Genomic DNA, 26,677 nt, shown 5'->3' with positions numbered 1-26,677 from the left:
GACCGACGGCCGACCCGACCGGCAGCACGGTGACGAGCGGCACCGCCGACGAGGCACGCGACACCCGCGAGGCACGCGACAACCGCGAGGCACGCGACACCCGCGAGGCACGCGACACCCGCGAGGCACGCGGCACCCGTGACACCCGTGACGCGCGCGACCTGAGCAGCACGGATGGCACGGGCAGCACGAGCACCGCGAGCACCACGACCGGTACGCGCGGCTCGAACTCCCCGCTGGGCAACGGCACTTCGGCCGACCCGGCCGGTACGGCCGCCGAGCGGCGCAAGGAAACCGCGACGACCGCAACGCCCGCGTCGACCACGGGTACCGCGACGACCACGGGTACCGACCGCGAGGCGACCCAGCTCCCGGCCCAGTCCGGCACCGCCGTCGCGGGCGCCGACCGCACCAAGGACCTCGGCCGCACCCAGGACGCGGACCGCGCCCTGGACGGCGACGACGACCGCGCCAAGGACACCGACCGGGCCGCGCGCGACCGCACGACGGGCACCACCGGCGCTACGGGCACCACCGGCACCACGAGCACCGGCACCACGAGCACCGGCACCACGAGCACCGGCACCGGATCCGTCGCCCCCACGTCCGGCACGACCCGCTCCACGTCCGGCACCACGTCCCGCACCGAGGGCTCAAGCCACGACTCCGGCGCCCGTCTGCTCCCGCACGACGAGACCGACAAGCTCAGCCTGCGCTTGCAGCACGCGGTGACCGGGTTCGTGGACGGGCCCCGGTCCGCCGTGGAGGAGGCCGACCACGTGCTGGAGGAGCTCGCCACGCTCTTCACCGAGGCCGTGACCGAGCGCCGGCGTACCCTGCACGGCACCTGGCACTCCGCCGAGGAGGACACCGAGCAGCTCCGCCTGGCCCTGAAGGACTACCGCGAGCTGGCGGAACGCCTCCTGCACGCGTGACCCGACGTCCGACCGGCACCACCGGAAGGACCGAGCAACCCGCAGCACCCGCAGGACCCGTACCACCGGCACGACCGGTACGGCGCTAGACCGAACCGGCCGCCGCCCGGCCCTCCCGCCACTGCCTGACGACCTCTTCGACGTCGTACGGCTTCTTGCCCAGCGGGGGGCCGGGCGGCGGCCTGTACATCATGGCGCGGATCTTGACGTTGACGTCCTCGACGGTCTTCCGGACGATCCGCTCCGAGGGGGCCGCGAGGGCCGCCGTCAGGGCGTCCTCGGCCTCCTTGCGCAGCGCCAGGGCGGGCGGCAGGACCGACAGGCCCTCGCGGGCCATCTTCTGCCTGATCCACCAGAACTCGTCGTACGACGTGTCGTCGCCGCCCGGCAGGGGTTTGCCCGCGCCCGGCAGTCCGCTGAAGTCGCCGCGCTCCTCGGCCTCACGGATCTGCCTGTCGACCCAGGTATCGAAGCGCACGCCCGGTGGCTTTCGCTCGGTCATGACTCCATTGTGCCGGACGAGAGGGTCCCGGGCGATTTATCATGCGGCGGCGGTGCGCCAACCCGGCCGCCGCGCAAGGCAGTTCCCCCAAGCTGTCGCACCAGCACTTCGAAGGAGCGCACGTGCTCGAACTCACCATGGCCTCCGTCTCCGGGGCGGACGCGGGCGCCACGGCAGGCATGCTAATGGCGGACGCGCCCAGTGACCCCGGCGCCGTGCTGCGGGTGGGCCGGGACCAGGCCGTCTGCCGGCTGGCGACGCCGGACGACTGGCTGTTCATCTCGCGGGTGCATCTGGAGTTCCTGTGCGGGCCCGAGGGCACCTGGCAGGTGAGCTGGCTGCGCGGCTCCCAGCCGGACCCCTCCTCCGAGGTGCGGCTGATCGTCGGGGAGTACGCCCAGACCGTCGGCTACGGGGGGTCCGTGCCGCTGCCCCGGGGCGGCAGCGGCGAGATCGTCATCCAGGACCGGACCGGACCGCGCAGCGTCAACGTCGGCTTCTACCACGAGACATGAGGCGACCCTGTCCGGTGGGGCCGCGCTGACTACTCCCGCGCACGCCCCGCGCGGGGTCCCCGCCGTGCGCGCCCCGCGGTCCGCACCACGGGGACCGCGACCAGGACGGCGAGGCCGCCCGCGACCGTCAGCAGCCACGCCGGGACCCCCGCCACCTCGCGCAGCCGGTCCTCGTAGATCACCTGCTGGAAGGCGGCGTCCGTCGGTGCCCGGCGCAGCAGGTGGTCGCCCGAAATCCGCGACGGCTCCGGGAACTCCTGGTCGACGGCGGTCAAGTACGGGGTACCGGGGAGGAGTTGGGCCAGCGCGCCCGATTTCGCGGTGAGCCGCCCGGCGTAGACGACCCGGGGCTGGTCGCCGCCGATCGCGGAGCCCGGTTCCATCCGGTGCGCGGCGAGGACGTAGAGGCCGAGCGACTGCGGGGTGCGGGCCAGCCGGGACAGGCGCATCGGGTAGACCGGCGCCTCGGCGGCGAAGGCGAGGTGCAGCGGGTCCAGCGTGCCGTTGAGGGCGGTGTCCGCGGTCTTCGGGACGAGCCGGACCGCGACGTACTCCCAGCGCTGGTCGACGTAGGGCCGCAGGGCTCCCGGCAGGCTCGCGGGGAGGGTGAAGCCGTGCGCGGTCAGCCAGTCGCCGAGGGCCGCCGGGTCGGTGGCCGTCAGCCGGGCCACGTCGAACGGCCCGAGCCGCTCCCGGCCGACCACGTTCACCGACGGCGCCGCCCCCACGCCGGGCGGCGGGCCGCCGAAGCCGTCGCCGGAGGTGAGCGGCCAGTCGCCGTCGTGCGGCCAGAAGTGGTAGCGGTGGCGGTGCACGGGCGCGGTGGCGGCGGCGAGCGTACCGAAGAGCGCCGGGTCGCCGAGCGTCACCGTGGCCCGGTGCGGCACCGGCATGATCCACGCGGCCCGTCCGGCGTCCCCGGAGACCGTCAGGCTCATCACGATCTGCTCCCGATGTCCGTCCCAGCGCACCACGGACTCCTCGCGGCCCACGGCGAGGTGCTGCCGGTAGCCGGGCACCATCGCCCCGCAGCCGCACGCCCACGCCGGGGCCACCAGCGACCCGAGCTGGAACGCGCACAGCGCCAGCACGACCGCCAGGGCCCGCGCGCCCACCCGCCCCCGCCGCACACCGACCACTCTCACAGGCTCCTCCGCCCACCGCCCCACCAGGCCACACGGGGCTTCAGACGGTACGGCCGAGGTGGCGCATCCACTCAGCGGGACGGATCAAAAGCGCGCAGTCACGTGACGTGCCCGGTGAACCGGCGGCCGACTATGGTCGTCGAACAGGAAGAGCACAGGGGGATGGCAGCGGGAGCCCGGGCGAGCGCGGAAGAAACACCGGACGGAGTGGGACGGCGGTCAGGTGACCAGGGGGTTGCCTGCGGCTGTGCGCACGGGCGGTGCGAGGCTCGTAGGGTGCGCGGAGGAACCCCGCGCTGGACGCGTGGGACTTACGGGGCGGGAGGCCTACGAGGCGTGGCGAATGTGGAGCACAGCGGGCGACCGGCGGGAGCTTTCGGAGCGACGGGCGCGGCCGGGGTCAGGACCCGGCTGCGCGCGGCCCGTCTGGGCCTGTGGCTGGTCGCCGCGTTCCTGGCCGTACGGCAGGTGGCCGTCGTCCTCAGCACGCCGCGCGGGGAGCGGCTGACGGACCTGGAGACCTGGGTCGGACCGCACGGCGTCCTGCACGTGAAGGGTTCCCTGTACGACTCGACGCGGTTCACCGGCACTCCTTTCGGGGGACTGGTCCTCAAGCCCCTCACCCACGCGGCTGAACAGGCGCTCGGCTGGGGCTGGACCTTCGGCACCCTCCTGCTGGTCGTGGCGGTCGGCCTGGCCGCCGCGCGTGCGCTGCCGCCGCCCGTCACCCGCCGCTCCACGCTGCTCGCCGCCCCGGTGGCGATCAGCCTGCTCATGCTGTCGCTGCCGGTGCGCAGCACCCTCTGGCTGGGTCAGATCAGCGTCATTCCGGTCCTGTTGGTGCTGCTGGGCGTCTTCACGGTGCGCGGTGAGCGGACCGGCGGTGTGCTGATCGGGGTCGCGGCGGCGTTCCAGCCGACGCTGCTGCTCTTCGCGCCGCTGCTGTGGTTCACCGACCGCCGCCGCGCCGCCGGTTCGGCCGGGATCACGTTCGCGGCGAGCGTGGCGCTCGCGTGGGCCGCGATGCCCCACGACTCCCACACCTACTGGGTGCACCACATCGCCGGGGTCGGTCTCGGCGGCAAGGCGGACGCCCTCGGCAACCAGTCGCTGCACGGGGCGCTGCTGCGGCTGGGACTCACCGGCCCGCTGGAGATCGGCCTGTTCCTGACCCTCGGCGCGGCCGTCGCCTGCGTGGGGGTGCGCCGGGCGGTGCGGTACGCGCGCGACGGGCAGCTGCTCCTCGCGGTCGCGATCACGGGCTGCGCGGCGATCGTGGTGTCGCCCACGTCCTGGCAGTACCAGTTGCTGTGGGTGCTGCTCGCGGTGGTGGGCAGGGTCGGCAAGCGGGTCTCGAACCGGTTCGTGTGGCCGGTCGCGGTGGTCCTGGTGGTGACCCTGCCGGCGAAGATGCTGCTGCCGAACATGTCGTCGGTGTTCTTCGTGCGGGACAACGTGGTGCTGTTCGCGGCCCTCGCCGCCGTGACCGTCGTGCCGTTCCTGTCGTGCGCGTCGCCGTACTACCGCCGTCCGATCCCCACCGAGTACGCGGCCCCGGTCCCGGCCCGCTGGTCCTGGGTGCCGCTGCTGCCGTTCTGGCGCCGGGTGCTCACCAAACCCAACCTGCTCCTCGAACTGCTGCTGATCCGCGTCTTCTACGCCGCCTACTCCGCGGTGCGCGCCGCCGCCCCCGGCAGCCGGGCCCTCGCGGAGCACCACGGGCACCAGATCCACTCGATCGAGAAGGCCCTGCACATCGACGTCGAGCACTGGGCCAACCACACGGTGGTCAAGCTGCCGTGGCTGGAGCACTTCCTCGGCTTCTACTACGAGTCGTTCCACTTCGTGGTCCCGCTGACCATCCTGGGCGTGCTCTACGTCCGGCGCCCCGCCGACTACCGCTGGGCCCGCAGCTCCCTCGGTATCGCCACCCTGATCGGCCTGCTCGGCTTCTGGCTCTACCCGCTGGCCCCGCCCCGGCTGATGCCCGGCCTCGGCTTCATCGACACGGTGCACGGCGTCCAGAACTTCGCGAAGCCGGACTACGGCGCGATGACCGCCGTCACCAACCAGTACGCGGCGATGCCCTCGCTGCACTTCGGCTGGTCGCTGTGGTGCGGGATCGTCATCATGGTGATGGCGCCCAAGTGGTGGATGAAGGCCCTCGGTCTGCTGCACCCGCTCTTCACGGTCTCCGCGATCGTCGCGACCGCCAACCACTGGATCCTCGACGCGGTCGGCGGTGCCACGGTGGTCGTCGCCGGCTTCGGCCTCACGTATCTCCTGTCGGGGCCGCGGGCGGCCTCGAAGGAACCGGCCGAGCCCGCGGTGCGGACCCGCGAACCCGACCCCGTGCTCAACTGACCATCCCGGGCAGCCCGCCCGGGGTCGCGCGCCAGTCCTCCTCCTCGCGCCCCCGCCTCCTCGCACACCTCGACCTCGTTGTACGGCCCGCAGGGACTCGTCCCCGCGGGCCGTATGTCGTTACCCGTTCGAGGAGCAGCTCATCAGTCAACACCTGGACTCCGTACGGGACTTGACGAGCGGTGTACGGCGCCTGCGCGCCCCGCGCCGCAGAGCGCGGGCGGTGCCGGTGGTGCCGGTGGCCGTTCCGGGCGGGGCCGCGCTCGCTCTGGGCCTGTGGGGGATCGACCGGCAGGACAGCATGTGGCGCGACGAGTCGGTCACCTACCAGGTGGCCCACCGCTCGCTGCGGGAGCTGTGGCGGCTGCTGGGGCGCATCGACGCCGTGCACGGTCTGTACTACCTGCTCATGCACGCCGTCTTCGCGTGCTGGGACGGCGGCCTGCCGGCCCTCCGGCTGCCCTCGGTGGTGGCGGCCTCGCTGGCGGCGGCCGGGGTCGGTGCGATCGGCGCCCGACTGGCCGGCCGCCGGGCCGGGACGCTCGCGGGGCTGGTCTTCGCGGTGCTGCCGCTGGTCCAGCGGTACGCGCAGGAGGGCCGTTCGTACGCCCTGGTGACCGCGGGGGTGACCTGGGCGACGTATCTCCTGCTGCGCGCGGCCGACGCACGGATCACCGCCGGGTCCGGTCGCCGCTGGTGGACGGCGTACGCGCTGACCCTCGGAGTCTCCTGCTGGCTGCACGAGTTCGCCGCGCTGACGCTCGCGGCCCACGGGCTGACGCTGTGGAGGCTGGGGGTGCCGAAAGCCGTGTGGCGGCGGTGGGCCGTCTCGGCGACGGCGGTGCTGGCGGCGCTCGTCCCGCTGGTGGTGGCGAGCGCCGGGCAGGCGGACGAGCAGTTGGGCTGGCTCGGCCCCCCGGGGCCGGCCGCGTGGCTCCAGTTCCTGGCGACGGCCTGCACGGGCGTGCTGCTCCGCGGGTTCCTGATGCGTGGGCGGGCCGACCCGGGGCCGGAGGTGCTGGTCTCGGTGGCGCTGCCGCTGCTCGTCGTCCCGGCGGGTCTGCTGCTGGTGGTCTCCCAGCTCAAGCCCTGGTACCTCGACCGGTACGTGCTGTACGGCATGGCGGGACTCGCGCTGCTCGCCGGGGCCGCGCTCGCGCGGCTCCACGACCGCAGGCACCGGTTCACCCCCGCTGTTCGGAGCGTAACCGCCGTGCTGCTGACGGTGGTTGCCCTCTCCGTCCTGCTGCCGTGGTCGCTGGCCCTGCGCTCGCCCGGCAGCCGCAAGGACGACGTGATCGCCGTCTCGACGGCGGTCGAGTGGAACGCGCGCGACGGTGACGACGTTCTCTTCCTGCCCGCGCGCCGCCGCGAGTGGCTGTTGTCGTCGCCGTCCGTCTACCACCGGGTGCATGACCTGGCGTTGGACGAGTCACCCCGCGCCTCGGGCACCCTCCAGGGCACCGAACTGCCCGCGGCCACCATCCGGCGCCGCCTCCTCGTCGCGCACCGCGTCATCGCGCTGACCGACCCCGCCGGGCAGCCGCTCGACCCGTTCCCGCGGGAGGAGGTCAAACGGCGGACGCTACGGACGTACTTCGTGGCCTGCGCGCGGACCCGGCTGCACGGCGCCCAGGTCGTCGTGTACGCCCGCGTCAGCCACTGCGGGGGCGGACGTTGAGCCCACCCGGACCGCCTGGCGCCCGGCGCACTCGAACCACACGGTCTTGCCGGTACCGGGCGCCGGCTCGCGCCGCACCCCCCACCGGTCGACCACCGCGTCCAGCAGGAGGAGCCCGCGCCCGCCCTCCGACTTCATGGACAACTCCCTTGGCAGGCACGGAAGTCGGGGGCACCCGTCGCTCACCTCGACCCGGACACCGGCCGGCTGGCGCAGCAGCGCGAGGGTGCAGCGCCGGTCGGGAACATGCCGTACGACGTTGGCGACCAGCTCGGTCACGGCGAGTTCGACGGCGTCCGCGAGGGCGGACAGCTCCCACTCGGCCAGGTACGAGCGGACGATACGGCGGATGTGCCGGGCCGAGTGCTCGCCGACGGTGAGCCGCATGACGTACTGGGCGAAACGGGGCGCCAGGAGGGTGGGGGGAATCTGTTCGTTCACAGGACGAGACTGACGTGCGCTGACTACGCTCGGCTACGGAATGAATACAACGGGTCCCCGCGTGGACCGAGTTGCACGGCAGGGGGCCATCGCGTGACCCACATCAACACCCTCGATCCGGGAGCGTCACCTCTCGACTACTACGGCTTCGAACTCCGCAGACACCGCGAGGCGGCCGGCCTGACGCAACGCCAGCTCGGCGAGATCGTCAACTACACGGGGTCACTGGTCGGCCAGATCGAGACGGCGAGAAAGCTGCCGACCCGGGAGTTCAGCGAACGGGTGGACGCGGCACTGGGGACGGGGGGCTTGTTGTCCCGGCTCCAGGACCTGGTGATGCGTAGTCAACTACCGGCCTGGTTCAGGGAAGTAGCGGAGTTGGAGGCACGGGCCGTCGAGATCTCCACTTTTCACACCCACCTGATCCACGGCCTCCTCCAGACCGACGCCTACGCCCGTGCCACGCTCGGGGCGTTGGACCAGAGCAAGCTCGACGACCGCACCGCCGTGCGACTGTCCCGTCAGCGCATCTTCGAGAAGCAGGGCCCGCCGGTCTTCTGGGCCATCGTCAGCGAAGCCGGGTTGTACCAGGAGATCGGTGGCGCGAAGGTCATGCACGGCCAACTGGCCCACCTGTTGGCCTTCGAAAACAACCCGAGGGTCAACGTCCAGATTCTCCCGTTCACGACGGGGGCACACGCCGGACTAACTGGCTCGTACACGCTCTTCCGCTTCGCGAGCGACCCAGCCATCGTCTACACGGAGAGCTACGGAAGCGGGCATCCGAGCGCCAACCCGGACGCCGTCGAGGGCTGTTCGCTCCGTTACGATCATCTCCAAGCCGCCGCACTCTCCATCCGGGACTCGGCGGTGTTGATCCGGCGGGTGATGGAGGAGCGCTATGGGGAGCAACGCGATGCCGACGGTGAACCATTGGCGTAAGTCCAGCTACAGCAGTGACCAGGGTGGCGAATGCGTCGAATGCGCGCCCCTCGGCCCGCTCGCCTGGCGCAAGTCCTCCTACAGCGGTGATCAGGGCGGCGACTGCCTGGAGATCGCCGAAGGCAAATGCATCGCCGTCCGCGACTCCAAGGTTCCGGCGGGACCGGTCCTCACGGTCGATCCCGCCGTCTTCACCACCTTCGTCGACTGGACCTCCGCGACCGCGGTTACCGCGGAGTGAAGTAGTACTCCTGGTCGAGGTCGGCGAGCAGACCGGGGCGGGTCGGGGTCCACCCGAACCGCTCGCGGGTCAGCGTGCTCGTGGCCGCCAGGTCCATGGTGCAGAAGCGGCCGAGCCAGCCGAAGTGGTCGTCGGCCTCCGTCTGCGGGATGCTCGTCACCGGTACGTCCAGCCGCTTGCCGATGACCTCGGCGATCTCCCGCAGGGGTACGCCCTCGTCGGCGACCGCGTGCAGGACCGAGCCCGCCGGGGCCCGCTCGACGGCGAGCCGGTACAGGACGGCCGCGTCCTCGCGGTGGACGCCGCCCCAGCGGTTGGCGCCCTCACCGGGGTAGGCCGAGACGCCCTTCTCGCGGGCGACGCCGATGAGGGCGGGGACGAAGGCGTAGTCACCCTCGCCGTGGACCGACGCCGGAAGCCGTATCACCGAGGCGCGGACGCCCCGCGCCGCCGACGCCAGGGTCGCCGCCTCCGCGGGCAGGCGCGGGTCGCCCGGGTGGGCGGCCGGATCGGGTACGTCGTCCTCGCTGCCGAGTTCACCGGCGGGGCGGTCGAGGTTCGCGTGGCCGATGACCGAGCTGACGACGAGGGGGCGGTCGGAGCCCGCGAGGGTGTCGATGAGCGCGTTGACCGCGTTCAGGTCGGTGACGACGGACGCGGCGTAGTTCGAGAAGTCGTGGACGAAGCCGGTGTGGATCACACCGTCGGCGGCCCGCGCGCCCGCGCGCAGCGCGTCGAGGTCCTCCAGGGAACCCCGGTGCACCTCGGCCCCGGCCGCCGTCAGCCGGTCCGCCGAGGCGTCGGAGCGGGCCAGGCCCAGCACTTGGTGCCCATGGCCGAGCAGTTCGCGGACCACGGCACTGCCCACGAATCCGGTCGCTCCGGTGACGAAAACACGCATGACAAGATCACCCACATCAGATACGGGTCGGAAACAAACGGTGTTCTCCCACCCTGCGCCCGCCGCACCCCGCCGGTCCAAGACGGGTCCGGGAACGCCCGATTCATTTCCCGTATCGCGGCAGGTCAGGCCGACGTACAGTCGAAGAGTGAGTGAATCGCCCGCGTCACCGCCTCCGTCGCCTCCGCCGTCACCGCCACTCCCGTCCGTCCCGGCCGCCGACCTGGACCTGCGCCTCGTGCGCTGCTTCACCGTCCTCGCCGAGGAGCTGCACTTCGGCCGCGCCGCCGCCGTACTGCATCTGGCGCAGCCGTCGCTGAGCCGCCATGTCCGGCGGCTGGAGGGCGAGTTGGGGACTCGGCTCTTCGACCGGACGCCGCGGGGCGCCCGGCTCACCGACGCGGGGCGGGAGTTCCTGCCCCGCGCCGAGGCGTTGCTGCGGTCGGCCGCGGAGGCGGTGGCCGTGGTGCGCGCGGCCGGGCAGCCGAGCCGGGTCGTCATCGGCTACATGACGGGGCTGCTCGTGACCCCGGCGGTACGCGCGCTGCGCCGCGCCCGTCCGGACGCCGAGGTGCACAGCCGCTTCCTCGTCTGGGGCGAGTCGTGGTCGGCCCTGCGGGAGCGCCGGGTGGACGTGGTGGTGGGCCGACTTCCGTTCCGCACCGAGGAGTTGAGCGTGACGGTCCTGTACGAGGAACCCCGGGTGCTGGTGATTCCGGTCGACCACCGGCTGGCGGGCAAGGAGTACGTCACCCTCGACGACATCGCGGACGAGCCCGTTCCGCGCTTCGCCGACGAGGAGTTCAACGCGTTCTGGCGCGTCGATCCCCGCCCTGGCGGCCGGCCGGCGCCGGACGGTCCGCTCGTCGCGAACCTGGAGGACAAGCTCGAACTCGTCGCCGGGGGCGAGGCGGTGTCGCTCGCCCCGGCGGGCGCGGTCCGCAAGGGGCTGCGGCCGGATCTGACCACGGTCCCCCTGGAAGGCGTCGAACCCATCCGCGTCGTCGTGGCCACCCGCGCGGGCGAGGAGGACCGCCCCCTGCTCGCGGCCTTCCGCGCCTGCGCCCGGACCCATCTGACCTGACGGCCGCGGGCCGCCCGATCCGCCCGACTACAGCCGCTGGATGATCGTGCCGGTGGCCAGCGCGCCGCCCGCGCACATCGTGATCAGCGCGAACTCCTTGTCCGCGCGCTCCAGTTCGTGCAGGGCGGTGGTGATGAGCCGGGCGCCGGTCGCGCCCACCGGGTGCCCGAGCGCGATCGCGCCACCGTTCACGTTGACCTTCGTCAGGTCCTGCCCGAAGACCCGCGCCCAGCTCAACACCACCGACGCGAACGCCTCGTTGATCTCCACGAGGTCGATGTCCTTCAGCGTCATGCCCGCCTTGCCGAGCACGGCCCGCGTCGCGTCGATCGGCCCGTCGAGGTGGAAGTGCGGGTCGGAACCGACCAGCGCCTGGGCGACGATCCGCGCCCTGGGACGCAGTTTCAGCGCCCTCGCCATCCGCTTCGACGCCCACATGATCGCCGCCGCGCCGTCCGAGATCTGCGACGAGTTGCCCGCCGTGTGCACGGCCGTCGGCATGACCGGCTTCAGCCGGGTCAGGGCCTCCATGGACGTGTCGCGCAGCCCCTCGTCACGGTCGACCAGCCGCCACATGCCCTGGCCCGCCGCCTGTTCGTCCTCGGTGGTCGGGACCTGGACGGCGAACGTCTCCCTCTTGAAGCGCTCCTCCGACCAGGCGCCCGCCGCCCGCTCCTGCGACAGCAGGCCGAGGGAGTCGACGTCCTCGCGGGTCAACCCCCGGTTGCGGGCGATGCGTTCGGCCGCCTCGAACTGGTTGGGCAGGTCGACGTTCCACTCCTCCGGGAACGGCTTCCCGGGCCCGTGCTTGGACCCCGAGCCGAGCGGCACCCGGGACATCGCCTCCACCCCGCAGCTGATGCCGACGTCGATGACGCCCGCCGCGACCATGTTGGCGACCAGGTGCGCGGCCTGCTGGGAGGAGCCGCACTGGCAGTCGACGGTCGTCGCGGCCGTCTCGTAGGGCAGGCCCATGGCCAGCCAGGCGTTGCGCGCGGGGTTCATGGACTGCTCGCCGGCGTGGGTCACCGTGCCGCCGACGATCTGTTCGACGCAGTCGGCCTGGATGCCGGTGCGGCCGAGGAGTTCACGGTAGGTCTCGCCCAGGAGGTAGGCGGGGTGCAGGTTGGCGAGCGCTCCGCCGCGCCGGCCGATGGGGGTGCGTACGGCTTCCACGATGACGGGTTCCGCGACCATGGGACACGTCCTCTCCTCGGACACCGCGCGGCGCGGGCGTCCCGGCCACCCGCCACGCAGAACTAGTACGCGTTCTAGTTCTGTGTTGCAGTCTGCTGACCGGCCGTCCTCAACCGCAAGGGTCGTGCAGGGAATTCGGCGTGCCGTACCTCTTGCGACTTGTAGAACCCGTTATTACCTTCACGGCCATCCTGATGGACCGTCAGAAACAGGCTGGAGTCGCCGATGCCCTGTCCAGCTCTCCCCGACGGGTTCGACCTCACCGACCCCGACCTGCTGCACGCGCGGGTCCCCCTGCCGGAGTTCGCCGCCCTGCGCGAGGCCGAACCGGTGCGCTGGATCGCCCAGCCGCGCAACATCGCGGGCTTCCAGGACGAGGGCTACTGGGCCGTCACCCGGCACGCCGACGTCCGGTACGTCTCCACGCACCCGGACCTCTTCTCCTCGTACCTCAACACGGCGATCATCCGCTTCGGCGAGCACATGCGGCGCGACGCGATCGACGCCCAGCGCCTGATTCTCCTCAACATGGACCCGCCCGAACACACCCGAGTCCGCCAAATCGTGCAACGCGGCTTCACCCCGAGGGCGATCCGCGCCCTGGAGGAGCGGCTGCGCGACCGCGCGCAGGCGATCGTGGCCCGCGCCCGCGCCCGCTCGGGACCGTTCGACTTCGTCACCGAGGTCGCCTGCGAACTGCCCCTCCAGGCCATCGCCGAACTCATCGGCATCCCGCAGGACGACCGCACCCGCATCTTCGAGTGGTCCAACAGGATGATCGCGTACGACGATCCGGAGTACGCCATCACGGCCGAGGTCGGCGCGGAGTCGGCGGCCGAACTCATCACCTACGCCATGGCGATGGCGGCCGACCGCAAGCAGTGCCCGGCGAAGGACATCGTCAGCACCCTGGTCGCGGCGGAGGACGAGGGCAACCTCAACTCCGACGAGTTCGGCTTCTTCGTGCTGATGCTCTCGGTGGCCGGCAACGAGACCACCCGCAACGCCATCACCCACGGCATGCACGCGTTCCTCACCCACCCCGAGCAGTGGGAGCTCTACAAGAGCGAGCGGCCGGGGACCGCCGCCGAGGAGATCGTCCGCTGGGCGACCCCGGTCAACGCCTTCCAGCGCACCGCCACCCAGGACACCGAACTCGGCGGCCGGACCATCAGGAAGGGCGACCGGGTCGGCATCTTCTACGCCTCCGCCAACCACGACCCCGAGGTCTTCGAGAACCCGGACGTCTTCGACGTCCTGCGCGACCCCAACCCCCACCTGGGCTTCGGCGGCGGAGGTCCGCACTACTGCCTGGGCAAGTCCCTCGCCGTGCTGGAGATCGACCTCATCTTCCACGCGATCGCGGACGCCATGCCGGGGCTGCGGCTCACCGGTGACCCGCGCAGGCTGCGCTCCGCCTGGATCAACGGGGTCAAGGAGCTCCGGGTGAGCGCCGGCTGACAGGCTCGGGCCGGCGGCCTCCCGGCGCCGTCGGCCCGTCTCCGCCGCTACCTGCGCGCGGCGAACCGCATGAGGTCGCGCTCGTCCCCCTGCTTGATCTTGCCGGTCTCGTTGATGACCTCCAGCTTCCAGCCGCTGCCGACCCGGATCGCCTTCGCCACCGCGCATCCGTTGTCGTTGCTGAGCAGGCTCGGCCAGATGTCGGCGACCTGCTGGCTGGTGCCGCCGGTCGCGTCGTAGACCTTGAAGCTGATGTTGCGCGCCTTCTGGAACGAGCTGCTCTTCTTGTAGGCGGCGGCCACGAACACGATCGACGTGACGTTCGTCGGTATCCGGCCGAACTCGACGGTCACCGTCTCGTCGTCACCGTCGCCCTTGCCGGTCTGGTTGTCGCCGCTGTGCACCAACGAGCCGTTGCCGAGCGGGTCGAGCGAGTCCAGCCCCGCCAGCCGTACCGGTTCGCCGCCCTGCATCGCGACGGCGATCAGGTCCAGGTCGGTGCCGGCGGTCCGCCGCAGCTTCCCGATCAGTCCGCCGCTGCTGCCGGCGGTGGGGTCCCAGGACACCCCGATCGACAGATGGGTGACTCCGTCCAGATCCGCCGGGCCGTCTTCCTTCGTGAGCGTGATCATGCGCGTTCCTCTTGCTGGCTGGTGGGACACAACGGGTGAAGTCTGCCTGAGCACTTCACGCAAGTGATACCTCACTCGTGTCCCGAAGCCGTCACGGCGAACACCCCGGCCGCCACCGCCGCGATCAGCAGTGGGATGCCCAGCCCGTGGTGGAGGGTGAGCCACGCGCCGAGGAAGGCACCGGCGAGCATCGCGACCACCGAGGCCGAGCGGCGCGGGGAGTGGTGGCCGGAACCGCCGCCCGCCCGCGAGTCGGAGGCGAGGCCGGTCAGGGTCATCGTCAGGACCGTGGTGGTCAGATCGGGCACGCCCAGCTTGCGGACCGTCGCGTTGCGCAGCCCCATCGCCAGGGCCGTGAGCGCGATCAGCGTGTACGCCGTCACCGTCGCGTGCGGTACCGCGAACGCGACCACCGCGCTGACCCCCACGAGCAGCGCCTCGGCGGCGAGGGTCACCCGCGCCCAGGTGCGCCGCGAACCGGTCCCCATCCGCACCGCGATCCGGCCGCCGGCCACCGCGCCCACCAGGAACGACACCAGCGAGGTCAGCGTGTGCGGCACCGAGAAGCCGGGCGCCCCGGCCGCCGCGAAGCCGAGCACCACCACGTTGCCGGTCATGTTCGCGGTGAAGACGTGCCCGAGGCCCAGATAACTCACGGCGTCGATCAGCCCGCTCACCACGGTCAACCCCAGCAGCACGGCCACCAGCCGCACCCCCCGCGCCTCCGCCCCCGCCCGCCCGTGGGCCGGCCCCCGCCCCTCCGCGGGCCCAGGCTGGTTCTGGCCGTCCCGGTCGTCCCGGTCGCTCTGGTCGTTCATCCGGGCGGCTCCGGTCAGCGGTAGGGGCACGGTGTGCCCAAGTCCACCACGGAGACCCGGCACCACGCGGCCGGGCGGGACCCTGACGTGCCGATCGGCAGCGCCCGCGCACGCGAACGCACCCTCGCCGGGGATGGGGGCGAGGGCGCGGCAGGTGCTTCAGGGGGGCGTCGACCGGTGCCGGTCGTCGGTGGCGTCGGTGCCGCAGATCGTGCGGTGTCCCGACAGCGCCGGAGTGCGGGGGTGTCCCGGTACGGCATGCCGGGCGGCTCAGTACCAGCCGTTGGACTGCCAGAAGTTCCAGGCGGCGGCGGGGCTGCCGTAGCGGGAGTTCATGTAGTCCAGGCCCCACTTGATCTGGGTGGCGGCGTTGGTCTTCCAGTCGGAGCCGGCCGAGGCCATCTTCGAACCGGGCAGCGCCTGGACGAGGCCGTAGGCGCCGGAGGACGAGTTGGTGGCGGTGATGTTCCAGCCGCTCTCGTGCTCGACGATGTTGCTGAACGCGTTGTACTGCGCGGCGCTCGGGATCATCTTGTGCGCGACCGCCTGGGCGGAGGAGGCCGAGGCCGTCGCGGCCTGGGCGGGAGCCGCGGTCAGCACCATGCCGGTGGTCGCGGCGGCCAGGGCGGCGGTCGTCAGTGCCTTCTTCGGGGAGGCGAGTCGGGAGACGATGCGGGAGACGGACACGGAGAACCTTTTCTTCGGGGACATTGACGTCGGCCGCCTGCCGTCACCACGCGGTGCGCGGCTCCTGCGTGCGGCGGCGCCGCGGCCCGTGAAGGCTCGTCGGCGCCGTGCGACTGCTCCAGAGAAACAGGCCCGGGGGGCTGTCCGCAAAGACCCCTTTTACTAGTTGTGGCCGCATTTGAGTTAATGGTCAACTATGTGACCAGGCTCTCAATGCCCTGGTCAGGGGCGGTTTTACCGGAGACATGTCACCCCTTTCAGCTACTACTCCCCTTCGTGGGTGACCTGGGTCATGTGGGGCGCTTCACCCTCTCCGCCGCCCGGTGTCACTCGCGGTGCGCGCGGCCTCACGCGGCCCGGGCGGCGGAGGTGACGGCGGTCTCTTCCCGGCCCTGGCCTACACGCGCACCGGGGTCGGCAGGGGTGTCGGCTGGCAGAGGACAAGGGCCAGGTCGTCGGCGGGCGGGACGCCGGTGTGGGCGAGCAGGCGGTCGTGCAGTTCGCGCAGGGCCGCCTCCGGGAAGGGCTGGCCGAGCGCCGTGGCGGACTCGGTGAGCAGGGCGAACGGGGTGCCGTCAGGGGCTCGGGCCTCCGTCAGGCCGTCCGTGTAGAGCAGCAGGCGGTCGCCGGGCTGGAGGCGGACCCGGTACTGCCGCGGCTCGGGGTTCAGGCCCAACGGCGCGCAGGGGAGGGGCGGTTCGAGCAGTTCCAGGCGCTGGCCGGAGCGCAACGGCGCCGGATGACCGCAGTTGACCAGGTGCACCTCGCCCGGCGCGAACTCCGCCAGCACCACCGTGACGAAGTCCTCGGCGCCCAGAACAGGGGTCAGCCGGGCGTCGAGTCCGGCCGCCAGCTCCGTCAAGTCCGATGTCGTATAGGCCAGTTCACGGAAGGCGGCGATCGTGCCGGCGCTCATCCGCAGCGCGTCGATACCGTGCCCGCGGGCATCGCCCACCAGCACCCGCAGACCGTACGGCGTCACCGCGAGGTCGTACAGGTCGCCGCCGACGTAGGACTCGCGGGTGGCGCAGTGGTAGCGGGTGCTGACCTGGGTGCCGGACAGGGTGCGCGAGACCGGGCGCAGGATCGTCTCCTGGGTGACCCGAGCCACCTCGCGCACCTCGGCGAGGCGGGCCCGCAGCCGGTCCCGCTGCCGGGCCGAGTACACCCCGCACGCGCAGGCGAGCAGCAGCCCGCCCCAGCGGGCGACGGACCCGGCGGTCGGCTCCCAGACGTCGCCCGCCACGAGGGCGGGCAGCACCGTGCAGCAGCAGACCAGCGCGGTGCGGCGGGCGGTGAGGAAGACGGCCGCCATCAGCGGGCCGATGGCCAGCAGCGGAAGCAGCGGCTGCGACTGGCCGAGGAGCAGCCCCGGCACGGCGGCCAGCAGGCAGCCCACCGGCGCCGCCAGGAATCGGAGCCCTCCACCCATGGCGTTCACGCGCTGCCTCTCGTCGAGTCCCGCTCGGCCCATCGTCCGGACGACCATGGCGCAAAATCCCCGCTCGCGGCGGCTCCGGCGGGTAGTTGACCTCTTGACGATCGAAGTCGTCGCCATCCGTCCGAAAGCGACCGATCGGGACCTCTCCTTTCCGGCTTTCTGTCCGAGCGTGCCCCGAGTTCCAGGAGCGGCGTATGAAGCGGGGGAGCCGCCGACACACTGGGACCCGTGCCGCACAGGACTCACCGCGGGAATCTGCCGCCCGAGACACGCAGCTTCATCGGGCGGCGCCATGAACTCGACCGGCTCGGCGCCGCCCTCGACCCGGGAGGCGGGCCGGCCCGGCTGGTGAGCCTCGTCGGCGTCGGCGGGGTCGGCAAGACCCGGCTGGCGCTGCGGGCGGCCACCGTCGTGCGCGACGCCTACCCCGACGGGGTCTGGCTGGTCGAGCTCTCCCCGCTGCACACCGCCGGGCTGGTGGCCCTCGCCGTCATGGAGACGCTGAAGCTCGCCGACCACTCGACCCACCCGGTGACCGACGTCATCGCCGAATGGGCGCGCGGCAAAGGGCTGTTGCTCATCCTCGACTCCTGCGAGCACGTCCTCGCCGACGCCGCCGCGCTCGCCGCCACCCTGCTGCCCCGGCTGCCCGGAGTACGCATCCTCGTCACCAGCCGGGAACGGCTCGGCCTGCCCGGCGAGCGCGTCGAGTCCGTCGAACCCCTGCTCATGGACGGCGTCTCCGGCGACGCCCTGGCCCTGTTCACCGAGCGCGCCGCCGCCGTCGGCTACCGGCTGCACCCCGCCGCCCGGCCCGCCGCCGCCGCCGTCTGCCGCCGCCTCGACGGCATCCCCCTCGCCCTCGAACTCGCCGCCGCCCGCCTCGCCGACCTCACCCTCGACCAGCTGCACGCCCGCCTCCACGCCCATCTGCCGTCCCCACTGGACCTGTTGGCCGCCGAGACCGGCGACGGACCGCCCCGCCACCGCACCCTGCGCACCGCCATCGGCTGGAGCCACGAACTGTGCGCGCCCCTCGAACGCCTGCTGTGGGCACGGCTGTCGGTCTTCGCCGGCGGCTTCCGCGCCGAGGCCGCCGAGGACGTCTGCGCGGGCGGCCCACTGCCCGCCTCCGGTGTCGCCGGACTGCTCGGCCGGCTGGTCGCCCAGTCCATCGTGCTGCCCCGGCGCGAGGACCCCACCCGCTTCCGGATGCTCGACACCGTCCGCGAGTACGGCGCCGACTGGCTGCGCGCGCTCGGCGAGGAACACTCCGTACGGCTGCGCCACCGCGACCACTACGCGCACCTGGCCCGGCAGGGCTGCGCGGAGTGGAACACCGGACAGCAGGTCGTCTGGTGCGAACGCGTCCTGGCCGAACACGCCAACCTGCGCGCGGCCGTCGACTGCGCGCTGGCCGGGCCGGACACCGGACAGGCCGTGGAGACGGTGGCCCACGTCGGCTTCCTGTGGCGGCACTGCGGCCACCTTCGTGAGGCCCAGCACTGCCTTGACCAGGCGCTCGCCGCGGGTCCGCCGGCCGGCCCCGGCCGCACCCTCGCCCTCTGGTCGCGCGGCGCGGTCGCCATCCTCCAGGGCGACCACGAGGCGGCGGCCAACTGGGCGGTGCGCTGCGCCGACGCGGCCCGCGACCAGGCCGACCCGGTCGCCGAGGTCGCCGCCGTGTACCTCCGGGGCGGCCGGCTGGCGCTCACCGGCCGGCTCGCCGAGGCGATCGACGTCCTCGGCGCGGCCCGCCGACTCCCCGTGCGGGACGACGCGTGGGGGGCGGCGCAGCTCCAGGTGCGGCTCGCACTCTCCCTCGCGCACGTCCTGGGCGGCGAGTTCGAGCGGGGCCGGGAGGTGGCCGAGGAGGTGCGCACCGCCAGCCGGGAGCAGGGCGAGCGCTGGGCGGGCGCCTTCGCCGACTACCTGGCCGCCCAGGCCGACCTCGCCCGCGGTGACGTACCGGCCGCCGTCCTCGGCGCCCGCACCGCCGTGGCCGGCCACGCCCTGCTGCACAACACCGCCGGCGCGGCCCTGGGGCTCGACGTGCTCGCCGCCGCCGTCGTCGCCTCCGGCGACGGCCACCGCGCCGCCCGCCTCCTCGGCATCGGCACCCGCGTCTGGGAACTCACCGGCCGCGCCCAGATGGACTCGCCCGATCTCATCGCCACCCGCCGCACCTGCGAACTCCGCGTGCGCGCCAGCGTCGGCGACGCCCGCTACGCCAGGTCGTACGGCGAGGGCCGGGCGATGTCGTACGACGAGGGGATCGCCTACGCGACGAGCCCGTGACGCCGCCCGTCACCGCCGGGGAGTGGGCCCCCCGAACGGCAGGAAGAGCGTCCGCGTCGCCATCAGCCACTCCCCGTCGACCTTGCGGAACGTGTCCTCGTAGTGCCCGACCTGCACCGGCGGCCCGGCCGGGACGAACTCGCCGTGGTGGCCGTCGACGCGGTACGTCGTGAAGTACGCCGTGGAGATCGCGGTGTCCGGCTGGACGAGCGTGACCAGGACGTTCGACATCAGGCGCCGGGAGAGCCGGTCGACGGGACGCGCGCCGAAGTACTTCCGCAGCGCCGCCCGCCCCTCGGACCGCCGCCCGTCCCCGTTCGGCGGCGGCCACTCCCAGACCCCGTCCTCGGTGAACAGCTCGGCCACGGACGAGGGTTCACCCAGGTCGAGGCGGCGGACGAAGTCCAGGACGAGTCGTTCACAGGCGCGTTCGGCGAGGAGTCGTTCCAAGGGGTCCATGATCAGTTGTTAGCACCTGGTCCGCCCCGGCGGCCACCGGATTACACCGCCACGTACCGGAGCGGATCGCTGCCCGTCATCGCCTCCGCGCGCCCCAGCTTCACCAGCCGGCGCAGATGCGCCTCGGCCTCGGAGACCGCGATGTTCCGTGACGTGAAGGGGATTTGGGCCCAGGGGCGGTTCCACTCCATCCGCTCGGCGACCTGCCAGGTGGTGAGGGGGACGGAGAGCAGCGCCAGCAGACCGCTCAGACGCTCCTCGTGGTGGTCCAGCAACTCCCTTACCCGGGAGGCCGCTTCGGTGAAGGTGTGCTGGTGGGCCGGGAGCACCTCGGCCGGCCCGAGCCGGCCGATCCGCTCCAGCGAGTCGAGGTAGTCGCCCAGCGGGTCGGGCAGGGTGGTGTCGTCCGGGTCCTCGTAGAGGCCGATGTGCGGGGTGATCCCGGGCAGCAGATGGTCGCCGGAGAACAGCCGTCCGTGGCCCGGGAGTCGCGCCGGGTGCTCCTCCTCCAGGTGCAGGCAGACGTGCCCGGGGGTGTGGCCCGGCGTCCAGATCGCGCGCAGCCGGCGACCGGCCAGGGCGAGGAGTTCGCCGGGGACGATCTCCCGGTCGGGCAGCGCGGGCGTGAGCCCCGGCACATTGCGCGGCCGGGCCGCCCGCAGCGGCGCGAGGTGTTCCTCGGGGGCGCCCGCGGAGGCGAGTTTGGCGGCCATGTACGCCAGCCAGCGGTCCGGCCGGGTCGAGCGGGCCCGGCGGACGATCGCCGTGTCCGCCGCGTGCATCGCGAGCCACGCCCCGGAGGCCTCCCGCACCTGCCCGGAGAGGCCGTGGTGGTCGGGGTGGTGGTGGGTGATGACCACCCCGTGGATCTCGCCGACGGAGGTGCCGCAGGCGGTCAGGCCCTCGGTGAGGGCGTCCCAGGAGGCGGGGTCGTCCCAGCCGGTGTCGATCAGGACCGGCCCCCGGTCGGTGTCGACGACGTAGACCAGCGTGCTGCCGAGGGGGTTGTCGGGGATGGGGACCTGGAGGGAGCGGACTCCGCCGCCGTGGTCGTGGACCTGAGCCATGGACTCCCCAATCGCCGTCCTTCCGGTCACTATACGTGGACTCCGCTCACCGGAACTGGTATTCAGTGCTCGTATCTGATGGATCGTCAGAATCCGTCACCGGGGAGGCAGTCGGCCATGACCGAGCTCGTGGAACACGGACAGCTGTTCATCGGCGGGGAGTTGACCGACCCCCTGGGCGAGGACGTCATCGAGGTGATCTCCCCGCACACCGAGGAGGTCATCGGACGCGTGCCGCACGCCTCCGCCCAGGACGTGGACCGCGCGGTCGCCGCCGCCCGCCGCGCTTTCGACGAGGGCCCCTGGCCGCGGGCGACGCTCGACGAGCGGCTCGCGGTCGTCACCCGGATCAAGGACGGGATCGCCGCCCGGCACGAGGAGATCGCCCGGGTGATCTCCTCCGAGAACGGCTCGCCGTACTCCTGGAGCGTCCTCGCCCAGGCCCTCGGCGCGATGATGGTCTGGGACGCGGCGATCACGGTCGCCAGGAACTTCACCCACGAGGAACGGCGCGCCGGTGTCCTCGGCCCGATCCTCGTCCGCCGGGAGCCGGTCGGAGTGGTCGCGGCGGTGGTCCCCTGGAACGTCCCGCAGTTCGTCGCCGCCGCCAAGCTCGCGCCCGCGCTGCTCACCGGCTGCACCGTCGTCCTCAAGCCGTCGCCCGAATCGCCCCTGGACGCCTACCTGTTGGGGGAGATCGCACGGGAGGCCGGGCTGCCCGAGGGCGTGCTGTCGATCCTCCCGGCCGACCGCGAGGTCAGCGAGTACCTCGTCGGACACCCCGGCGTCGACAAGGTCTCCTTCACCGGCTCGGTCGCCGCCGGCAAGCGCGTGATGGAGGTCGCCGCCCGCAACCTCACCCGCGTCACCCTGGAGTTGGGCGGCAAGTCGGCGGCGATCGTGCTGCCCGACGCGGACCTCGCCACCGCCGTCCCCGGCATCGCCTCGGCGGCGTGGATGAACAACGGCCAGGCGTGCGTGGCCCAGACCCGCATCCTGCTGCCCCGCTCGCGCTACGACGAGTTCGCGGACGCCTTCGCCGCGGCGGCGGGCGCGCTGGTGGTCGGCGACCCGCTCGACCCCGCCACCCAGGTCGGCCCGCTGGTCGCCAGGCGCCAGCAGCAGCGCAGCCTCGACTACATCCGCATCGGCCAGGAGGAGGGCGCCAAGGTCCTCACCGGCGGCGGGCGCCCGCCCGGCCTCGACCGCGGCTGGTACGTCGAGCCGACCCTCTTCGGCGACGTCGACAACTCGATGCGCGTCGCGCGCGAGGAGATCTTCGGCCCGGTCATCTGCCTGCTCCCTTACGGCGACGAGGCCGAGGCGGTGAAGATCGCCAACGACTCCGACTACGGGCTCAGCGGCAGCGTGTGGACCGCCGACGTGGCGCACGGCATCGACGTCGCCCGCCGGGTCCGTACCGGCACCTACTCCGTCAACACCTTCAGCCTCGACATGCTCGGCCCGTTCGGCGGCTACAAGAACTCCGGCCTGGGAAGGGAGTTCGGGCCCGAGGGGTACTCCGAGTTCCTGGAGCACAAGATGATCCATCTGCCCGCCGGCTGGGAGGCGTAGATGGGCGACCGCTGGCTGGTCGAGGTCGACCGCTCCGTCTGTGTCGGGGCCGCCCAGTGCGTCCACCAGGCCCCGGACCGCTTCCGCCTCGACACCGGCATGCAGTCCCACCCGACCGAGCCGGAGACCGACGCCAACGAGACGATCCTCGCGGCGGCGGAGGGCTGCCCGGTGGAGGCCGTCATGATCACCCTGCTGGGAAGCGGCGAGCCGGTCTTCCCGCCGGAGGAGTAGCTAACGGGCCTGGCCGTTCGCGGCCGGGTCCGTCAGGTCGATGAGACGGCACACCGTCTCTATGTCGATCTTCACCTGGGCGATGGAGGCACGGCCCGACAGCCAGGTGATCAGGGCGGAGTGCCAGGTGTGCTCGATGACCCGGACCGCGGAGAGCTGGTCCGGGCCCGGGTTCTCCAGGCCCATCGCGTCCAGGATGATCACCGTGGTCTGCCGGGACACCTGGTCGACCTCGGGGGAGACGCTGCGGTCGGCGAAGGTCAGCGCCCGGACCATCGCATCGGCCAGATGCGGCTCGCGCTGGAGCGCGCGGAAGGCCCGCATCAGGGTCTCCGCGACCCGCTCGGCCGCCGAGTCGCCGGTCGGCGGCTTCTTCCGCAGCGTGCCGTGCATGTGCTCCAGCTGGTCCTGCATGGTGGCGACCAGCAGGTGCACCTTGGACGGGAAGTACCGGTACAGCGTGCCGAGCGCCACCTGCGAGGACTCCGCGACCTCGCGCATCTGCACCGCGTCGAACCCGCCCCGGCTCGCCAACTGCGCGCTCGCGTGCAGGATGCGGCGCCGCCGCGCCTCCTGGCGCTCGGTCAGGGGCGGCGAGGCCGGCCGCGCACCGCTGGCTTCCACCTTGACCACCTTGGCTTCCGCAGGCATGGATCCCGTTCCGTGACAGTCGGTGAGGGCGAGTGATCGCACAGCATGTCAGGGCCCCGCGCCGTGGCGCGAATCACCTGATCCACTTCTCACACCACCCCTACCTGCCGGTAGATTCAGAGCCTCCTGAACGATCAAGTCTGAAACTTGTTCTAGATTAGCGTCCCGGCGTAATCTCGCGGGACAGTGCAGGCAGAAGGGGGCCCGGAGTGACCGCTGAGGCCAGGGAAGCGGACTCCCGGAAGGGATCCGCGGCCGGTGGAGGGCCCTCCCGGTCGAGCGGAGCCGGGACCGGGGGAGAGCGACCGCTCACCATCGCGCTCCTCACCTACAAGGGGAACCCGTTCTGCGGGGGCCAGGGCGTCTACGTCCGCCATCTCTCGCGCGAGCTGGCCCGGCTCGGCCACCGCGTCGAGGTCATCGGCTCGCAGCCCTACCCCGTCCTCGACGAGGGGTACGACGGCATCTCCCTGACCGAACTGCCCTCGCTCGACCTCTACCGCCAGCCCGACCCCTTCCGCACCCCCGGACGGGGCGAGTACCGGGACTGGATCGACGCGCTGGAAGTCGCCACCATGTGGACCGGCGGCTTCCCCGAGCCGCTCACGTTCTCGCTGCGGGCCCGCCGTCATCTGCGCGCCCGGCGCGGCGAGTTCGACGTCGTGCACGACAACCAGACGCTCGGCTACGGCCTGTTGGGCGACGTCGGCGCCCCCCTGGTGACCACGATCCACCACCCCATCACCGTGGACCGGCAGTTGGACCTGGCGGCGGCCGAGACCACGCGCCGCCGTCTCTCCGTCCGGCGCTGGTACGGCTTCACCCGCATGCAGCGCCGGGTCGCCCGCCGCCTCCCCTCGGTCGTCACCGTCTCCGGCACCTCGCGCCAGGAGATCGTCGACCACCTCGGCGTACGCGAGGACCGCATCCACGTCGTCCACATCGGCGCCGACACCGACCTCTTCTCACCCGACCCCGCGGTGCCCGTCGTGCCGGGCCGGATCGTCACGACATCCAGCGCGGACGTGCCGCTCAAGGGCCTCGTCTTCCTCGTCGAGGCGCTGGCGAAGGTACGCACCGAGCGTCCGGACGCCCATCTCGTCGTCGTCGGCAGGAGACCCGCCGAGGGCCCCGTCGCCCAGGCCGTCGAGCGCTACGGCCTGGAAGGCGCCGTCGAGTTCGTGAAGGGCATCTCCGACGCCGAACTCGTCGGCCTGGTCCGCTCGGCCGAGGTCGCCTGCGTACCGTCGCTGTACGAGGGCTTCTCGCTCCCCGCCGCCGAGGCCATGGCCACGGCCACCCCGCTGGTCGCCACCACGGGCGGGGCGATCCCCGAGGTCGCCGGCCGCGACGGGGAGACCTGCCTGGCCGTACCGCCCGGTGACGCCGGCGCGCTGGCCGTCGCCCTCGGCCGGGTGCTGGGCGACCCCGGGCTGGCGGCGCGGCTCGGCGCCGCGGGCCGCGCCCGCGTACTGGCGCGCTTCACCTGGGCGCGGGCCGCCGAGGGCACGGTGGCCGGCTACCGCGAGGCGATCGCCCGCTCGGCGAACCCCGAGTCCCCCACCTCGACCGGTGTCACCGGTGTCTATCCCGAAAGCAGGGCCACGTGCTGACCGTCGACTTCTCCCGGTTCCCGCTCGCCCCCGGCGACCGAGTCCTGGACCTCGGATGCGGTGCCGGCCGGCACGCGTTCGAGTGCTACCGGCGGGGTGCCCAGGTCGTCGCCCTCGACCAGAACGCCGAGGAGATCCGCGAGGTCGCGAAGTGGTTCGCGGCGATGAAGGAGGCCGGCGAGGCCCCGGCCGGCGCCACCGCGACGGCCATGGAGGGCGACGCGCTCGCCCTGCCCTTCCCCGACGAGTCCTTCGACGTCGTGATCATCTCCGAGGTCATGGAGCACATCCCCGACGACAAGGGCGTCCTCGCCGAGATGGTCCGGGTCCTGAAGCCCGGCGGCCGGATCGCCGTCACCGTTCCGCGCTACGGCCCCGAGAAGGTCTGCTGGACCCTCTCCGACGCCTACCACGAGGTCGAGGGCGGCCACATCCGCATCTACAAGGCGGACGAACTCCTGGCGAAGATGCGCGAGGCCGGCCTGCGGCCCTACGGCACCCACCACGCCCACGCGCTGCACTCGCCGTACTGGTGGCTGAAGTGCGCGTTCGGCGTCGACAACGACAAGGCGCTGCCCGTGCGGGCGTACCACAAGCTGCTGGTCTGGGACATCATGAAGAAGCCGCTGGCGACCCGGGCCGCCGAACAGGCCCTGAACCCGCTCCTCGGCAAGAGCTTCGTGGCGTACGCGACCAAGCCGCACCTCCCCCTGGCGGCCGCCAAGTGACCACCCCCCGGACAGAACACCTCGTCCTGCCCGGGGTCCTCACCGCGGAGCAGGCCGCCGCGACCGTCGCCGGCATCCTCGCCGTGCAGCGGGAGGACGGCGCGATACCGTGGTTCCGCGGCCACCACCTGGACCCCTGGGACCACACCGAGGCCGCGATGGCCCTGGACGCGGCGGGCGAGCACCAAGCCGCCGAGCGGGCGTACAACTGGCTCGCGGAACACCAGAACGAGGACGGCTCCTGGTTCGCCGCCTACGCCGACGGCGACCCGCGGGACGTCACCGACCGGGGCCGCGAGACCAACTTCGTCGCCTACGTCGCCGTAGGCGTCTGGCACCACTACCTCGCCACCGGTGACGAACACTTCCTGGACCGGCTGTGGCCCACCGTCTACGCGGCGGTCGAGTTCGTGCTGCGGCTCCAGCGGCCCGGCGGGCAGATCGGCTGGAAGCGCGAGGACGACGGCACCGACGTGACGGACGCCCTGCTGACCGGTTCGTCCTCGGTCCACCACGCGCTGCGCTGCGCGCTCGCCATCGCCGAGCAGCGCGAAGAGCCGCAGCCGGACTGGGAGTTGGCGGTCGGCGCGCTGCGGCATGCGATCCGCCTGCACCCCGAGCGCTTCCTCGACAAGAACCGCTACTCGATGGACTGGTACTACCCGGTCCTCGGCGGCGCGTTGACCGGTGCGGAGGCCAAGTCCCGGGTGGAGGAGGGCTGGAGCCGCTTCGTCGTCCCCGGGCTCGGGGTGCGCTGCGTCGTTCCCAACCCGTGGGTGACGGGCGGCGAGTCGGCCGAACTCGCCCTGGCCCTCTGGGCGTTGGGCGAGTCCGACCGGGCGCTGGAGATACTCCAGTCGATCCGGCACCTGCGGGACGCCGAGAGCGGCCTGTACTGGACCGGCTACGTCTTCGATGACAACGCCGTCTGGCCGCGCGAACTCACCACCTGGACCGCGGGTTCGGTGCTCCTCGCCGTGGGGGGCCCGGGGCGGGCGCCAGCGGCCCCGCCGCGGGGTGGACGGGCGGAGCGGGGGCCGGGCGGTCGCTACGCAACCGGCCGCG

At 72.5% G+C, this 26,677-nt stretch carries 24 protein-coding genes and 2 pseudogenes; 14 read left to right on the top strand and 12 right to left on the bottom strand.

What is annotated here, in order from left to right; all coding sequences use genetic code 11:
* Window positions 1–665: 665 nt before the first annotated feature.
* Window positions 666–935: pseudogene (locus ABZT12_RS04340) on the top strand (hypothetical protein); the annotation flags it as partial.
* A gap of 85 nt (window positions 936–1,020) precedes the next feature.
* Here ABZT12_RS04340 and ABZT12_RS04335 read toward each other — a convergent pair.
* Window positions 1,021–1,437 (bottom strand): DUF1992 domain-containing protein, encoded by a 417-nt coding sequence (locus ABZT12_RS04335; RefSeq protein WP_356377039.1) that lies wholly within the window; start codon window positions 1,435–1,437, stop codon window positions 1,021–1,023.
* A gap of 122 nt (window positions 1,438–1,559) precedes the next feature.
* On the opposite strand from ABZT12_RS04335, the gene ABZT12_RS04330 reads away from it, so the two are divergent.
* On the top strand, window positions 1,560–1,952 hold the full coding sequence (locus ABZT12_RS04330) for a hypothetical protein (RefSeq protein WP_356377036.1): 393 nt from the start codon (window positions 1,560–1,562) through the stop codon (window positions 1,950–1,952).
* Window positions 1,953–1,981: 29 nt separating this feature from the next.
* Here ABZT12_RS04330 and ABZT12_RS04325 read toward each other — a convergent pair whose 3' ends face one another.
* The gene (locus tag ABZT12_RS04325) at window positions 1,982–3,091 is read right to left on the bottom strand and encodes a DUF2330 domain-containing protein (protein WP_356377033.1); all 1,110 of its coding nucleotides are present in this window, start codon (window positions 3,089–3,091) and stop codon (window positions 1,982–1,984) included.
* A 342-nt stretch (window positions 3,092–3,433) separates the two neighbouring features.
* Here ABZT12_RS04325 and ABZT12_RS04320 point away from each other — a divergent pair, with 342 nt between their 5' ends.
* Window positions 3,434–5,461 (top strand): bifunctional glycosyltransferase 87/phosphatase PAP2 family protein, encoded by a 2,028-nt coding sequence (locus tag ABZT12_RS04320; RefSeq protein ID WP_356377030.1) that lies wholly within the window; start codon window positions 3,434–3,436, stop codon window positions 5,459–5,461.
* A gap of 172 nt (window positions 5,462–5,633) precedes the next feature.
* Window positions 5,634–7,142, top strand: a complete 1,509-nt coding sequence (locus ABZT12_RS04315) for a glycosyltransferase family 39 protein (protein ID WP_356377027.1) — start codon at window positions 5,634–5,636, stop codon at window positions 7,140–7,142.
* Between the two features lie 24 nt (window positions 7,143–7,166).
* Here ABZT12_RS04315 and ABZT12_RS04310 read toward each other — a convergent pair.
* Window positions 7,167–7,529: pseudogene (locus ABZT12_RS04310) on the bottom strand (ATP-binding protein); the annotation flags it as partial.
* A gap of 147 nt (window positions 7,530–7,676) precedes the next feature.
* On the opposite strand from ABZT12_RS04310, the gene ABZT12_RS04305 reads away from it, so the two are divergent.
* On the top strand, window positions 7,677–8,525 hold the full coding sequence (locus ABZT12_RS04305) for a helix-turn-helix transcriptional regulator (RefSeq protein WP_356377024.1): 849 nt from the start codon (window positions 7,677–7,679) through the stop codon (window positions 8,523–8,525).
* On the top strand, window positions 8,500–8,766 hold the full coding sequence (locus ABZT12_RS04300; RefSeq protein ID WP_356377021.1) for a DUF397 domain-containing protein: 267 nt from the start codon (window positions 8,500–8,502) through the stop codon (window positions 8,764–8,766). The genes ABZT12_RS04305 and ABZT12_RS04300 overlap by 26 nt, the downstream gene beginning before the upstream one ends.
* On the opposite strand, the gene ABZT12_RS04295 is transcribed toward ABZT12_RS04300, so the two are convergent.
* Window positions 8,753–9,667: an SDR family oxidoreductase gene (locus tag ABZT12_RS04295; protein WP_356377017.1), complete on the bottom strand. Its 915-nt coding sequence runs from the start codon at window positions 9,665–9,667 to the stop codon at window positions 8,753–8,755. The two genes, ABZT12_RS04300 and ABZT12_RS04295, sit on opposite strands and share 14 nt — an antisense overlap.
* Before the next feature lie 223 nt (window positions 9,668–9,890).
* On the opposite strand from ABZT12_RS04295, the gene ABZT12_RS04290 reads away from it, so the two are divergent.
* Window positions 9,891–10,751: a LysR family transcriptional regulator gene (locus ABZT12_RS04290; RefSeq protein WP_356378076.1), complete on the top strand. Its 861-nt coding sequence runs from the start codon at window positions 9,891–9,893 to the stop codon at window positions 10,749–10,751.
* A gap of 27 nt (window positions 10,752–10,778) precedes the next feature.
* On the opposite strand, the gene ABZT12_RS04285 is transcribed toward ABZT12_RS04290, so the two are convergent.
* Window positions 10,779–11,948, bottom strand: coding sequence for a steroid 3-ketoacyl-CoA thiolase (locus ABZT12_RS04285; protein ID WP_356377013.1), 1,170 nt, complete (start codon window positions 11,946–11,948; stop codon window positions 10,779–10,781).
* Window positions 11,949–12,173: 225 nt separating this feature from the next.
* Between ABZT12_RS04285 and ABZT12_RS04280 the strand changes: the two genes are divergently transcribed.
* Window positions 12,174–13,409 carry a cytochrome P450 gene (locus ABZT12_RS04280; RefSeq protein WP_356377009.1) on the top strand — a complete coding sequence of 412 codons (1,236 nt, stop codon included), beginning with the start codon at window positions 12,174–12,176 and terminating at the stop codon, window positions 13,407–13,409.
* 47 nt (window positions 13,410–13,456) lie between these two features.
* Here the strand turns inward: ABZT12_RS04280 and ABZT12_RS04275 are convergent, their stop codons facing one another.
* The 4 genes from ABZT12_RS04275 to ABZT12_RS04260 all read right to left on the bottom strand — a co-directional run bounded on the left by ABZT12_RS04275 (window position 13,457) and on the right by ABZT12_RS04260 (window position 17,035).
* Window positions 13,457–14,041, bottom strand: coding sequence for a TerD family protein (locus tag ABZT12_RS04275; protein ID WP_356377006.1), 585 nt, complete (start codon window positions 14,039–14,041; stop codon window positions 13,457–13,459).
* Between the two features lie 71 nt (window positions 14,042–14,112).
* Complete coding sequence (locus tag ABZT12_RS04270; protein ID WP_356377003.1) at window positions 14,113–14,859, bottom strand: YoaK family protein; 747 nt, start codon at window positions 14,857–14,859, stop codon at window positions 14,113–14,115.
* A gap of 270 nt (window positions 14,860–15,129) precedes the next feature.
* The gene (locus ABZT12_RS04265) at window positions 15,130–15,546 is read right to left on the bottom strand and encodes a transglycosylase SLT domain-containing protein (protein ID WP_356377000.1); all 417 of its coding nucleotides are present in this window, start codon (window positions 15,544–15,546) and stop codon (window positions 15,130–15,132) included.
* A gap of 397 nt (window positions 15,547–15,943) precedes the next feature.
* Window positions 15,944–17,035 carry a PP2C family protein-serine/threonine phosphatase gene (locus ABZT12_RS04260; protein WP_356376997.1) on the bottom strand — a complete coding sequence of 364 codons (1,092 nt, stop codon included), beginning with the start codon at window positions 17,033–17,035 and terminating at the stop codon, window positions 15,944–15,946.
* Between the two features lie 180 nt (window positions 17,036–17,215).
* On the opposite strand from ABZT12_RS04260, the gene ABZT12_RS04255 reads away from it, so the two are divergent.
* On the top strand, window positions 17,216–19,285 hold the full coding sequence (locus tag ABZT12_RS04255; protein WP_356376994.1) for an NB-ARC domain-containing protein: 2,070 nt from the start codon (window positions 17,216–17,218) through the stop codon (window positions 19,283–19,285).
* A 9-nt stretch (window positions 19,286–19,294) separates the two neighbouring features.
* Here ABZT12_RS04255 and ABZT12_RS04250 read toward each other — a convergent pair whose 3' ends face one another.
* Both ABZT12_RS04250 and ABZT12_RS04245 read right to left on the bottom strand, forming a co-directional pair.
* Window positions 19,295–19,744: a nuclear transport factor 2 family protein gene (locus ABZT12_RS04250; RefSeq protein ID WP_356376990.1), complete on the bottom strand. Its 450-nt coding sequence runs from the start codon at window positions 19,742–19,744 to the stop codon at window positions 19,295–19,297.
* A gap of 41 nt (window positions 19,745–19,785) precedes the next feature.
* Window positions 19,786–20,811: an MBL fold metallo-hydrolase gene (locus ABZT12_RS04245; RefSeq protein ID WP_356376987.1), complete on the bottom strand. Its 1,026-nt coding sequence runs from the start codon at window positions 20,809–20,811 to the stop codon at window positions 19,786–19,788.
* Window positions 20,812–20,928: 117 nt separating this feature from the next.
* Between ABZT12_RS04245 and ABZT12_RS04240 the strand changes: the two genes are divergently transcribed.
* Window positions 20,929–22,386, top strand: a complete 1,458-nt coding sequence (locus tag ABZT12_RS04240) for an aldehyde dehydrogenase (protein WP_356376984.1) — start codon at window positions 20,929–20,931, stop codon at window positions 22,384–22,386.
* Window positions 22,387–22,620, top strand: coding sequence for a ferredoxin (locus ABZT12_RS04235; RefSeq protein WP_356376981.1), 234 nt, complete (start codon window positions 22,387–22,389; stop codon window positions 22,618–22,620). It begins immediately after the preceding gene.
* Here the strand turns inward: ABZT12_RS04235 and ABZT12_RS04230 are convergent, their stop codons facing one another.
* Window positions 22,621–23,271, bottom strand: a complete 651-nt coding sequence (locus ABZT12_RS04230; RefSeq protein ID WP_356376978.1) for a TetR family transcriptional regulator — start codon at window positions 23,269–23,271, stop codon at window positions 22,621–22,623.
* Window positions 23,272–23,480: 209 nt separating this feature from the next.
* Here ABZT12_RS04230 and ABZT12_RS04225 point away from each other — a divergent pair, with 209 nt between their 5' ends.
* The 3 genes from ABZT12_RS04225 to ABZT12_RS04215 all read left to right on the top strand — a co-directional run.
* A complete protein-coding gene (locus ABZT12_RS04225; protein ID WP_356376975.1) occupies window positions 23,481–24,884 on the top strand; it encodes a glycosyltransferase family 4 protein in 1,404 nt (467 codons plus the stop codon).
* Window positions 24,878–25,612 (top strand): class I SAM-dependent methyltransferase, encoded by a 735-nt coding sequence (locus ABZT12_RS04220; RefSeq protein WP_356376972.1) that lies wholly within the window; start codon window positions 24,878–24,880, stop codon window positions 25,610–25,612. The genes ABZT12_RS04225 and ABZT12_RS04220 overlap by 7 nt, the downstream gene beginning before the upstream one ends.
* Window positions 25,609–26,677 (top strand): prenyltransferase/squalene oxidase repeat-containing protein (locus tag ABZT12_RS04215; protein ID WP_356376969.1); only part of this gene is annotated, 1,069 nt, incomplete at its 3' end. The genes ABZT12_RS04220 and ABZT12_RS04215, both read left to right, overlap by 4 nt.

It is taken from the genome of Streptomyces sp. NPDC005423 (genome assembly GCF_040606415.1).
Classification (GTDB): Bacteria; Actinomycetota; Actinomycetes; order Streptomycetales; family Streptomycetaceae; genus Streptomyces.
This window is presented reverse-complemented; position numbering and strand designations above follow the sequence as displayed.